Source organism: Streptomyces sp. NPDC059832, assembly GCF_042731715.1.
Classification (GTDB): domain Bacteria; phylum Actinomycetota; class Actinomycetes; order Streptomycetales; family Streptomycetaceae; genus Streptomyces.
In genome coordinates this window covers 1-11,686 of sequence record NZ_JBHWIY010000075.1, presented here as the reverse complement: position 1 = coordinate 11,686, position 11,686 = coordinate 1, and the positions used below count along the sequence as shown (strand labels likewise).

Here is an 11,686-nt window from a genome sequence, read left to right as displayed (position 1 = left end):
AGATGGTCCCACTGGCGCAGACGCCACCAAGCCATCGCCCAACGATGCCACTACCTGAAAAGAGCCAGCTCAGGACACCAAATCTGACTGGAGTACTAAAGCGTGAGATCCGTGAGGACTTGGCGCGTTGCGCGCTGGCGATGTCTGACAGTTCGCACTCCTGATAGGCAAGTTGAAGCAGTCCGGCCGACTACACCACCCGTAGGTCCGCCGCTGCCACCGAGTTTCCGCGTCCGCGCGGTGGCTCGATCGCTCAAAGGTGGATCACGGCTTCGGAACGGCAGTCCCGAAAGTCTGGTGGCGGTTGCGAGGACGCCGAGCAAACCGAGGAAGCGGCGTCAGGCGGTCGGCGTCGTCGGCACAGTCAGCGTGGACAGCAACGCCAGGTCGGCCTGTTCGAGGCTGTCCAGCAAGGTGATCCGGTCGGCCTTGGCGATCGGCACAGTGGAGGGGACGGCCAGTACCGAGCAGCCGGCCGCGCGCGCGGAGGCGACCCCGGTCGGAGTGTCCTCGACGGCCACGCAGGCCGCAGGGTCCAACCCGAGTCGATCGGCGGCGGCCAGGTAGGGGGCGGGGTCGGGCTTGGTGCGCTCGGTGTCCTCGGCGGCGAGAGTGACGGTGAACCAGTGATCACCGAGGCTGCCGAGGACCAGGTCCACTACGCGGCGAGGGGAGGCCGAGACCAGCGCGGTAGGCACGGAGGCGTCGCTCAGTTCGGCGAGCAGCGCCAGTGCGCCGGGCCGGGGGACGACCTCGGCGGCGACCTTGCTGCTGAACGTGTCGCTGAGAATCTCGGCCAAGGCATCCGCAGTGAAGCCGGTCCGGGTGATGCGGCACAGGTGGGCAGCGGTGTGGTCGACAGCGCGGCCGAGCACCTCGGGCAGGTCCTCCTCGGTGAGGGTGTGGCCGAGACGGGCGGCGAGATCGGCCGTGGTCCGGAGCCAGAGAATCTCGGTGTCGACCAGCGTGCCGTCCATGTCGAACAGGACAGCGGCGGGAGGTACAGGCACGGCGGTCCTACCTTCTTTGGTCATGGCTTGATTGATCACTCGTAAGGTCGGTGGCTCCGGGGTTCCATTCCTGGAGAGCCTCGGTCAGTCACTCTTCCGGGGCCTCAGCCGGAGAGTGAGGATCTGGAACGGGCGCAGTGCCAGGTGCACTGTTCGGCCGTCCGCTTGTACCGCGTCCGTGTTCCCCCGGGGGTCGAGTTCACGCTCCAGCAGATCGGTCTCGACCGCGGAGGTCAGAGGGAATCCGGCGGTCAGGACGGTTCGGGTGCGTCCCCCGCATGCCTCGTAGAGGCGTACGACGATGTCGCCGGAGCGATCGTCGGCGAGTTTGACCACTTCGATGACAACGGTCTCGTTGTCCGCGGTGACGAGCGGCTCGACCTCGGCCGAGCCGAGGAGGCTGCGCTCGGGCTGATTGAACGCGTAGCCCTCGCGGACGGCGTCGGCGATGTCGGCGCCGATGACGAACCCGTATCGCAGGCGGTGGTGGCCCTGGTCGGCATCCGGGTCGGGGAAGCGGGGAGCGCGGAGCAGGGAGAGCCGGACGGTGGTGGTGGTGCCGCCGTCTGCGCGGACGTCCCGGGTGACCTCGTGCCCGTAGGTCGAGTCGTTGACCACGGCCGCGCCCCACCCCCGTTCGCCGAGGTGCAGGAAGCGGTGGGCGCAGATCTCGAACTTGGCGGCGTCCCAGCTGGTGTTGGTGTGGGTGGGGCGCCGGACGTGTCCGAAGGGGATCTCCGCGCTGGAGTGGTCGGCCCGCACGTCGAGCGGGAAGGATGCCTTGAGGAGCTTCTCCTTCTCGTGCCAGTCGATCTCGGTGTCGATGTCCAGACGTCGGGAACCTTCGGACAGGGAGACCAGCTGTTCGATGCGGGAGTCACCGAAGGTCCTCACGATCCGGACACCGCCTTCCTGTGTCCCGACCGAGTCGGCGTCGAGGAGGTTGTGAACGGTGTTGCGGTAGAAGGCGTCGATGTCCCAGGCGTCGTACTCGTTGGGGAAGTCCTGGTGCAGTTGGAGGAGGTTGGCGGCGGCGCCGGGGGCCAGCGCTTCGCGTTCGGCCGCGATGTCGTACGCCGAGGTCACCAGGCCCTGGGCATCGATCCGGACGCGGACCAGGCCGTTGTCCAGCGTGAAACCGTCCCCGCAGGGGACCGGGGCGACAGGCCTGCCCGGCGGCCGGGTGCGGAGCGTGGCGCCGAGGGCGGGGACACCGTCGCGGGCGAACGGAGCGGCGTTGAAGACAACCGGTAGATCGCCTTCGCCGGCCAGGGCGCGCTGGGCGGCGTCCGTGATCGCGCACAGCTCGGCGGTGACGGCGGCGTAGGTCTGCTCCGCCTCCCGGTGAACCCAGGCGATGGAGGAGCCGGGCAGGATGTCGTGGAACTGGTGCAGCAGGACCGTCTTCCACAGCCGGTCCAGGGCCTGGTAAGGGTACGCGAATCCGGTGCGCAAGGTGGCGGTCGCCGACCACAGCTCGGCCTCTCGCAGCAGGTGCTCGCTGCGCCGGTTGCCCTGCTTGGTCCTCAGCTGGCTGGTCAGCGTGCCGCGGTGGAACTCCAGGTACAGCTCCCCGTGCCACACCGGCGCGTCGGGGTATTCGGCGTGTGCCCGCTCGAAGAAGTCCGTGGGGCTTTCGATGACGACCCTGGCCGAGCCCTCCAGGTCGACGAGACGCTCGGTCCGGGCCAGCATCTCCCGGGTGGGGCCACCGCCGCCGTCTCCGTAGCCGAATGGGAGCAGCGAGCTGTTGGCTGCTTCCTTGTCCTGGAAGTTGCCGACGGCATGGGCGAGTTCGGCGCCGGTGATCTCGGCGTTGTAGGTGTCGACCGGCGGGAAGTGGCTGAAGATCCTGGTGCCGTCGATGCCCTCCCACCAGAAGGTGTGGTGCGGGAACTTGTTGGTGGTGTTCCAGGAGATCTTCTGAGTGAGGAACCACCGGATTCCCGCCAGTTTCATCAGCTGCGGCATGGCCGCGTTGTACCCGAAGGTGTCGGGCAGCCACATCTCCTCGGTCTCGACGCCGAACTCGTCGAGGTAGAAGCGCTTCCCATGGGTCAGCTGCCGGACGAGGGCCTCACCGCCGGTGATGTTGGTGTCGGGTTCCACCCACAGGCTGCCGACAGGCAGGAACTGCCCCTTCTCCGCCTTCTCCTGGACCCGGGCGTAGACCTCGGGACGGTGCTCCTTGAGCCAGGCCAACTGCTGGGCCTGGGACATGGCGAAGAGGAAGCCGGGGTGTTCGTCCATGAGATGGGTGACGTTGGAGAGCGTCCTGGCGACCTTGCGGATGGTCTCGCGCAGCGGCCACAGCCAGGCGGTGTCGATGTGGGCATGTCCGACGGCGGACATGCGGTGGGCGCTCGCGGCCGCGGGGGCGGCGAGCGCCGGGCGCAGCACCTCGCGGGCAGCGGTGGCGCTGCCGGCGATGTCCTGCAGGTCGACTTCGTCCAGGGCCCGCTCGATGGAGTGCAGGAGCTGCCAGCGGCGCGGGTCGGCCTCGGGCAGTTCGCGCATGAGCCCCCCGAGGACGTCCAGGTCCTGGGCGAGTTCCCACACCTGTGCGTCGAAGACCGCCAGCTCCAGTCGGAGCAGCTGGTACAAAGGCGCGCTCTCGGAGCCGGCGCCCGTCATCCAGGAGGGCTGGTCCCCGGTCCGCGACGGGATGTGGTCGTCGACCAGGTTGGGGTTGGCGGCGGCCTCGACGTAGTAGGTGAACTCCTCGCCGCCGACCGCCGGGTCGGCGACCGGAATATAGGCGTTGCGGGGGTTGAGGGCTTTCACCACGCTGCCGTCCACCCGGTAGACCAGGCCCTCGGCGGAGAAGCCCGCGCCGGTGACGTTGAAGCCGAGGTCGATGACCGCCTCGACCCGCAGACCGGCCCACTCCTGCGGAACCCTGCCGCTGATCCTGAACCAGCTGGTGGACCAGGGTGGCCCCCACCGGTGCCCGAGCGCCACGGGTTCGTACGGTGCGGCCAGGCCGTCGGCCACGGGGACCGGCTCGCCCGGCACGCTCCAGATCGCGATCTCGACCGGGACGGTACGGGCGTGGACCGCGGGCCGGATGCGCTGGTTCAGCACCCGGTCGAGCCGCTGCTCGGTGAGGCGTCGCTTGCTGTGCATGGAATCCTCTGTCGTCGGTGGAGGACGGTGATCTTCAAGCGGTCGGCCAGCCGACCGGAGCGGTGTGGGAACGGGGCGTCAGACCGTCCACCACACCGTGGCGTTCGCGTCCAGCTCGAAGCTCGCGCCGTGGGAGCCGTTGGTGGGGCCGACCGGGGAGCTGGCGAGCAGCAGACGCCCGCGAGCGGGGATGCGTACCGCCTCATCGCTGGTGTTCATCGTGCAGACGAAGCCCTGGCGGCGGAAGACGAGTACGCCCGCAGGCGCTTCGGTCCATTCGACGGCGTCTCCGGCGCCGAGCCCCGGGTGCGCCCGCACCTGGTAGATGACGGCTTCTCTCCACCAGTTCGCCGGGGATCCGGCCGTGCCGGCGATGTCATGGGCGCTGGGGCATTCTCGGTCCTTCTGGAGGTTCATGTCGGCGTGGCCGGTCGGTCCAACTGGCTGAGGCCTGTCGTCCGGTGTCACGGATGTCAGTCCTCGACGGGGCCCAGATCGGGAGTGCCCCGCAGTTCCACCGTACGGGTGGTGGCGCCGTGCAGTTCGAGGACCGTGATCTCGTTCCGGCCGGCGTTCAGGATCGGTGCGGGGACGTAGAGAGTGGTCTGCGGTCCTCGGGACCAGTACCGGCCGAGTGCGAAGCCGTTGATCCAGACGTGGCCCTTGGTCCAGCCGTCCAGGGCGATCCAGCCGTCGGCCGGCTGCTCGATGTCCAGGTGCCCACGGTGGAACGTGGGGCCGACCGGGGGCGAGGCGGGCTCGAACGCGGTGAAGGAAAGCCGGCCCGGATCGTCGAGAGGCAGCGGCCGGCTGTACCAGCGCTCCGGCGCCAGTGTGTTGATGGAGACCTCGCCGAGCAGTCCCTTGCGGTCGTGCATGCCCTGCCCGTAATTGACCCTGCCCTGGTTCTCCACCAGCACGGCCAGTTGTGCACCGCGCCGGGGAGTGTGGAAGGCGAGGGTGTGCTCATGGTTCTCGCGTTCCAGGACGCCGACCGGCTGGCCGTCGACGAAGACCTGGGCACGGTCGTGCACCTCGGCGATGCGGAGGACGGTCGGCCCGGCCGCCGGGAGCGCCGTCTCGTACAGGATGAATCCGAAGGACTGGCCGAGCTGTTCCATGGCCTGCGGGCAGTCGGCGAGCACCGCGCTGCCGAGCCGCTCGCACTGGTCCAGGAGGCCGGCGCATGCGGTGAGTTCCACGGCGGCCGGGGCAAGCTTGGGTGCGGGTGTGGGTACCGGCTCCTCGGGGACGGGTTCGTGCCGGGCGATGACCTCGCGGAAGGCGGCGTATTTGGGGGCGGGATCGCCGGCCTCGTCCAGCGGCGCGTCGTAGTCGTACGACGTGACGGTGGGGCGGTACGTGCCCTTGTCGTTGGCGCCGTTGGTGAATCCGAAGTTGGTACCGCCGTGGAACATGTAGATGTTGACCGAGGCGCCGGCCGCGAGCAGCCGGTCGAGGTCCGCCGCGGCGTCGGCCGTGCTGCGGGTGACATGGGTGCCGCCCCAGCGGTCGAACCAGCCGATCCAGAACTCGCTGCACATCAGCGGCCCGGACGGCTGATGCGTGCGCAGTTCGGCGAGACCGGCGTCCACCCGGCTGCCGAGATTGACGGTGCGCAGGACGCCGTCGAGGCCGCCGCGCTCCAGGTCGGAGGGCTGGTCGCAGGTGAACAGCGGTACGTCGACTCCGTGCCGGTGCAGCAGCTCCGCCAGATCCTCCAGGTAGCCGGAGTCGTCGCCGTACGCGCCGTATTCGTTCTCCAGTTGCACAGCGAGGATCGGGCCGCCACGAGTGGAGAGGTAAGGAAGGACGGGCGGCAGCAGGGCAGCGAGGTAGTCGTCCACCGCCTTCAGGTAGCGCGGGTCGCGGCTGCGCAGTTCGATGTCCTCGTCGGCGAGCAGCCAGGAGGGCAGGCCGCCGCCCTCCCACTCGGCGCAGATGTACGGGCCGGGGCGGAGCAGTACGTGCAGGTCTTCGGCGGCGGCCTGATCGAGGAACCGGGGAAGATCGAGACCTGCGTCCAGCCGGAACTCACCCGGATGGGGCGAGTGGAGATTCCATGGGACGTAGGTCTCGATCGTGTTCAGTCCCATCAGGCGCGCCTTGCGAAGCCGGTCGGCCCACTGTTCCGGATGGATCCGGAAGTAGTGCAGCCCGCCGGAGATGATTCGCAGCGGTCGGTCGTCGAGACGGAAGCCGTCTGCGGCAACCTCGAGTCGTGGCATGGCCGTGGTCTCCTCGATGATGGAACTGATGGAACTAGTGGAACTAGTGGAACTAGTGGAACTAGTGGAACTAGTGGAACTGAGGGAGGTGGGTCAGCTCAGCGGACGGCAGAGCAGTGCGTCGGGGACTCCGCCGTGGTTCCACTTCCAGGTGAAGGCGACGCCGGCGACGTACTCGTTGTCGGCGCACTGGCCCTTGTAGTAGCCGGGAGCCCAGTCGCTTTCGACCGAGCCGCCGGTGGCCGGGCGGTTGTTGCCCTGGTCGAACCAGGCGTTGCGGCCGTTCAGCGGCAGCGGTGCGGCGGACGGCGCGCAGAGCAGGCCGGCCATGGAGTTGCCGTTGACGCTGTAGCCGACGGCGAAAGTGTTGTCGGGGCACTGGAGTTTGTTGTAGCCCGAGGCCCAGTCGCCGTGGGTGACGTAGCGCTCGTCATGGACGGCCACCCAGTCACCGGCTCCCTTGGCGGGCTGGTTCGCGTCGGTGCACAGGCCGCGCTTGTCGCTGCGGCCGAGGCCGGTCAGACGCTGGCTATCGGGGCAGTTGCCCTTGCGGTAGCCGGGGCTCCAGTCGCCCTGGGCGAGCATGCGGGAGGAGACGTTGTGGTCGCGGAAGTCGAGGTTGAGCATGTTCCAGTGGTTGACCTGTGCGACCGGACCGGAGACGCCCGAGGCGTTGACCAACTTGTTCCAGTCGGCGGACCGCCAGTCACCGGAGTCGCTGAGGCTCTGTCGTTTGCCGGCGGTGTCGTAGGAGATCAGGGCCCAGGTGTCCTGCGGCGCGCCGTTGGCGCCGGTCCATCCGACCAGCGGCCAGATGGCGAAGTCGGTGTCGTTCTCGACCAGGATGTCGGTGAAGTTGTCGAACCAGGTCTTCTCCTTGGTGTCGTCCGACCCCCGGCCGGCGGCACCGAACTCGCTGATCCAGACGGGGGCGGTGAAGTGCTGGCCGGACTGGGTGACGAACAGGGCCTCGTCGTGTACCAGTTGCTTCAGCTTGTCGAGCGGGAAGTCCTCGTACGGCCAGTCGTTGGTGTGCCCCGGTCCGCTGTCGGCACCCGTGTAGTTCGGCCCGGTGTAGCCGTAGAAGTGCGCAGCGTAGACCAGCTTCCCCGAGGTGATCAGGGTGTTGGAGAGTTCACGGACCGGCGTCAGCATCGGCCTGCCGTAGTTCAGCCCGTCCAGCGGGATGCCGTACCAGTTGATGCCCTCCATGACGACCAGCATGTCGGGGTCGGCTTGCAGGATGCGGGTGCCCGCCAGCTCGAAGGCCGCGTATGTGTCGTGGTCGTCACCCCAGCCCCAGTTGGGGTCGTCCCAGGTGTCGCGACGGATCTCGTTGCGCAGGTCGGCGCCGACGACACGCTTGTTCGCCTTGTAGCGGTTCACCAGGAAGAGCCAGTCGTCCTGCCACTGCTGGGCGGACTGTCCGCTGTTCCAGCGTTCGTTACCGTCCAGGCCGCAGCAGAAGCGGTAGGAGGTGGTGTGGTTGTTGAGGATGACCGCGAACCCCTCGGCGGTCAGGGCCGCCACCACCGCGTCGAACACCTGCAGCGGGGTCTTGCCCTTCAGCTGCGGGTTGGCCGCGACTGCGGAGTCCGGTAGGACCGTGGTGTCGCGCATCATCGCGTTGGCGAACGGCAGCCGGATGCTGTTCAGCCCGAGTTCGTGGAAGTCGGCCATGATCTGCGTCAGCGGGGCGCGGTCCAGGCCCAACGGGATGTTGTGCGACATCTGGTCCGCCTGGTGGTTCGCGGGGTCGTTGACGTCGCCGCTTCCCTCCCAGGTGCCCTGGGCACCGGCCCAGTTGCCGGCCTTCAGCTTGAAGCGGTTGCCGTTGGCATCGACGATGTACCGCCCGCGGGTACTCAGCGGCCCCGTCCAGGAGGCTGCCAACTGCGGTCCGGTCATTGGAGTGGTGGCGCTGGTGGCGCTGGGGGCCGCTGCGGCGGAGCCGGTGGTTCCCGCGAGAACGAGGGTGACCGCGGCTGCCGTGGCAGGCAGGATTCGGGAGAAGAATCTCCTGACGGCGGGAGCCGACCTGTCGGATCTCATGCTTGTCCCCTCCAAGGGTGGGGTGGGTGTGGGGGTTGGATCTTCAGGTGGTGCGGCCCGGACCGGTGGTCCGGAGTCAGGTGCGGCTCAGCCCTTGAGGCCGCTGGTGGCGATGCCTTCGACGATGTAACGCTGGGCGACCAGGAACATGGCCACCAGTGGGGCAATGGTCACGACGGCTCCGGCGAACAGGCCGGGCAGGTTGATGGTCTGTGAGGTGAGGAACGTCGACAGGGCGATCTGGGCCGTCCACGCGGACGGGTCCTGGCCGATGACCAGCGGCCACAGGAAGGCGTTCCAGCTGTCGATGAAGGCGAGCGCGCCGAGCGAGGCGAGCATCGCTCCGGACGACGGCAACGCGATCCGGCGGTAGAGGCCGAGCCAGCCGAGCCCGTCCAGGCGTCCGGCCTCCTCGATCTCGCTGGGGAACTGGAGGTAGAAGTTACGGAAGAGCAGGACGGCGAAGGGGTTGAACAGCCCGGGTGCGATGATTCCCCACAGAGTGTTGACCCCGCCCATGGAGCCCACGACGACGAAGGTGGGGACGAACGTCACCGATCCGGGGATCATCAGCGTGGCCATCACCAGGGCGAGCAGGACGCCGCGTCCGGGTACCGGGATGCGCGCGAGGGCGTATCCGGCGGCCGAGGCGAGGAGCGTCGACACCGGGGCGGTGATCGCGGCGATCAGCAACGAGTTGCCGAGGGCCTGGCCCATGTGCAGGGTGGGGTCGCTGAAGAGCGAGGTGAAGTTCTCCCAGTGCATCGTCGACGGCCACCAGGTCCAGTCCGGTGACGTCAGGCCCTGCGTGTCCATCAGCGCGTTGCGCAGCATCAGGTAGAAGGGCGCCAGGAACACCGCCGTCAGCAGGCCGGCCAGCAGGCCGCGCACGGACCGGCGTACTACCTGTGGCAGCTGTCGTGTTGTTGTCATGTTGCTCACTCCTCACCCTTGCCGAAGCCGGTGAGCCGACCCTGGACCAGGGTCACACCGACGATGAGGGCGGTGAGTACGAAGGCTCCGGCCGATCCGAGGCCGTAGTTCTGGGAGCCCATCGCGGTGTCGTAGAGGTAGCCCAGGGGGGTTCGGACCGGCGCCGCGGCCGACCCGGACAGCCCGCTGTTGAACAGGTTGTAGAACTCGTCGAACGCCTGGAAGGCGGCGATGAACTGCAGCATCAGGACGGCCACCGAGGTGTTGCGCAGCATCGGCAGGGTGATCCTGCGCAACAGGCGCAGGCCGGTGGCGCCGTCGAGGGCGGCGGCCTCGTACATCTCCTTGGGGATGGCCTGGAGCCCGGCCAGGAAGAGCACCATGTAGAAGCCGACCTGGAGCCAGAGGCGGAGGGTGATGAGGACGACCCAGTACAGCGGTGGCGAGGTGGTCTGCAGCCATGGGACGGCATCCATGCCGAACCATCCGCCGATCGTGTTGGCGATGCCGCTCGGCAGCCCGTTGAACAGGCTCATCTTCCACAGCAGGGAGGCTGCGACGTAGGAGACTGCGGCCGGGATCAGGAAGGCGGTGCGCAGCACGGCCCGGCCGCGCCGGATCCGGTGCACCAGCAGCGCCAGTCCCAGCGAGGCGGCGAACGTCACCGGCACGATGAACACCGTGAACAGCAGGATCTGGCCGAGCGACTTGCGGAACACCGCATCGGAGAGCAGCGCCTGGTAGTTGTCCAGGCCGACCCAGTGCCCCAGGGCGATGCTGCCGCGGGCCTCACTGAGGCTGAGCAGGAAGCTCCAGCCGATGGCGACGTACTTGAAGAGGCCCAGGCCGATCAGCAGGGGCCCGGCAAGCAGTGCGAACGCTCCCCAGGCACGCCAGTCCGGGCGGGAACGGCGGACGGGGGCGGTGCCCCGCGGCTCGGACGCGGGGCACCCGACACGCTCGTGGTGAAGCGTGGGTGGAGGTGCGGACTTCATCATGCGCGCTGCTTGTCGATCTCGCCCTGGGCCTTCTTGACCGCGTCGGCCAGGAGACTCTGCGCATCGCCCTTCCCGCTGACGATCTTCGCCGCAGCCGCGGTAAACAGGGAGCTCACAGCACTGTTCCAGGTGCTGGGGTTGTTCCTGCCGTACTTGGCGGCCAGCTCGACGGTCTCCTTGGCGGGCCCCTGGGTGAGCTTGTCGGCGGTGGCGGCGACGGACGTGCGCGGCGGGATGTGGAGGCCGTAGCTCTGCGACCAGTCCGTCTGGAGGTCGGTCTGCTGGATCCAGAGCCACTGGACGAACTTCTTGGCCGCGTCCACGTTCTTGCCCTTGGCGTTGACGCAGGTGCTCCAGCCGCCGACGCGCACCACGGGCTTGCCGCCGGGCTTGAAGGCGGGCCACGGCAGGACGCCGAAGTCGTCGCCGAGCGCGGTCTTGATGGCGGGCATCGACCAGAGGCCGCCCCACTGCATCGGGACGACGTTCTGGGTGAGGGCGGCGGGATCCCACCAGTCGGTGGTGAAACCGAGCAGCAGGGACCGGTCGTCGTGAAGGCGCTTGAGCCCGGCCACGGCCTCGGCGGCCTGAGGGGAGCCGAAGCCCGCCTTGCCGTCGTCGGTGACGAGGTCGCCGCCGTTGGAGAACACGGACAGGATGGCGCTGTCGCCCAGGCCGTCCTGGCCGACGAACAGACCCTTGGTCTTCTTGGAGCTCAGGGCCTTGGCCGCATCGGCGAGCGCGTCGAAGCTGTCGGGCGGGGTGATGCCGGCCTTGGACAGCACGCTCTTGCGGAAGTAGAGCATCATGACGTCGTCGAGCGTCTTGACGCCGTAGAGCTTGCCGTCGACGGTCACCATCTCGCGGGCGCCCGGGTTGAAGTCGGACTTGGCGCTGCCGTAGATGTCGTCCAGCTGGGCTATCTGGCCCTGCCGGGCGAAGCTCTCGCTGAAGTCGCCGATCTCGAAGACGTCCGGGGCGGCGTCGGTGAGCAGGGTCGCGTAGAGCTTGCTGCTGTAGTCGCCCGGGGTCCAGGTGACCTTGACCGCGATGTCCGGGTTGGCCTTGGTGAACGCGGTGGCATAGCGGGTGAGGGCCTGCTGGGTGCCGGCCTCGCCGTAGGCGTGGGACCAGACGTTCAGGGTGGTCTTCGCCCCGGTGGAGCCACCGCCGGCCGGGTCGGTACTGCAGCCGACCGCTGCTCCGGCGACGAACAGGATGGATCCGCCGAGGAATCCTCTGCGGCTAAGTGGTTGAGTTCGTAAGTCCTTCGGGGGTTGACTCTGGGGCCGGTCGTGGGCGCTGCTGACTCTGCGCGCCGGCCCCCGGACGACATCGA

Annotated in this window: 8 protein-coding genes; all 8 read right to left on the bottom strand. The window is 68.4% G+C overall.

Annotation, left to right across the window (positions count from 1 at the left end; genetic code table 11):
• Positions 1 to 338: 338 nt before the first annotated feature.
• Positions 339 to 1,010, bottom strand: a complete 672-nt coding sequence (locus tag ACFV8T_RS44740) for an HAD family hydrolase (RefSeq protein ID WP_385339472.1) — start codon at positions 1,008 to 1,010, stop codon at positions 339 to 341.
• Positions 1,011 to 1,094: 84 nt separating this feature from the next.
• The gene (locus ACFV8T_RS44735) at positions 1,095 to 4,136 is read right to left on the bottom strand and encodes an alpha-mannosidase (RefSeq protein WP_385339470.1); all 3,042 of its coding nucleotides are present in this window, start codon (positions 4,134 to 4,136) and stop codon (positions 1,095 to 1,097) included.
• A 78-nt stretch (positions 4,137 to 4,214) separates the two neighbouring features.
• Positions 4,215 to 4,604, bottom strand: coding sequence for a hypothetical protein (locus tag ACFV8T_RS44730; RefSeq protein WP_385339467.1), 390 nt, complete (start codon positions 4,602 to 4,604; stop codon positions 4,215 to 4,217).
• Between the two features lie 5 nt (positions 4,605 to 4,609).
• Positions 4,610 to 6,364: a glycoside hydrolase family 35 protein gene (locus ACFV8T_RS44725; protein WP_385339465.1), complete on the bottom strand. Its 1,755-nt coding sequence runs from the start codon at positions 6,362 to 6,364 to the stop codon at positions 4,610 to 4,612.
• Positions 6,365 to 6,457: 93 nt separating this feature from the next.
• Entirely contained in the window at positions 6,458 to 8,416 is a 1,959-nt protein-coding gene (locus ACFV8T_RS44720) for a glycoside hydrolase family 5 protein (protein WP_385339463.1), read from the bottom strand.
• Positions 8,417 to 8,503: 87 nt separating this feature from the next.
• Entirely contained in the window at positions 8,504 to 9,349 is an 846-nt protein-coding gene (locus tag ACFV8T_RS44715; RefSeq protein ID WP_385339460.1) for a carbohydrate ABC transporter permease, read from the bottom strand.
• Between the two features lie 5 nt (positions 9,350 to 9,354).
• On the bottom strand, positions 9,355 to 10,347 hold the full coding sequence (locus tag ACFV8T_RS44710) for a carbohydrate ABC transporter permease (RefSeq protein WP_385339457.1): 993 nt from the start codon (positions 10,345 to 10,347) through the stop codon (positions 9,355 to 9,357).
• Positions 10,344 to 11,686 (bottom strand): ABC transporter substrate-binding protein (locus tag ACFV8T_RS44705; RefSeq protein ID WP_385339455.1); only part of this gene is annotated, 1,343 nt, incomplete at its 5' end. The genes ACFV8T_RS44710 and ACFV8T_RS44705, both read right to left, overlap by 4 nt.

Coding starts and splice junctions, on each gene's coding strand:
- ACFV8T_RS44735 (WP_385339470.1), bottom strand. CDS start 4,136: ATGCACAGCAAGCGACGCCTCACCGAGCAGCGGCTCGACCGGGTGCTG.
- ACFV8T_RS44725 (WP_385339465.1), bottom strand. CDS start 6,364: ATGCCACGACTCGAGGTTGCCGCAGACGGCTTCCGTCTCGACGACCGA.
- ACFV8T_RS44720 (WP_385339463.1), bottom strand. CDS start 8,416: ATGAGATCCGACAGGTCGGCTCCCGCCGTCAGGAGATTCTTCTCCCGA.
- ACFV8T_RS44715 (WP_385339460.1), bottom strand. CDS start 9,349: ATGACAACAACACGACAGCTGCCACAGGTAGTACGCCGGTCCGTGCGC.
- ACFV8T_RS44710 (WP_385339457.1), bottom strand. CDS start 10,347: ATGATGAAGTCCGCACCTCCACCCACGCTTCACCACGAGCGTGTCGGG.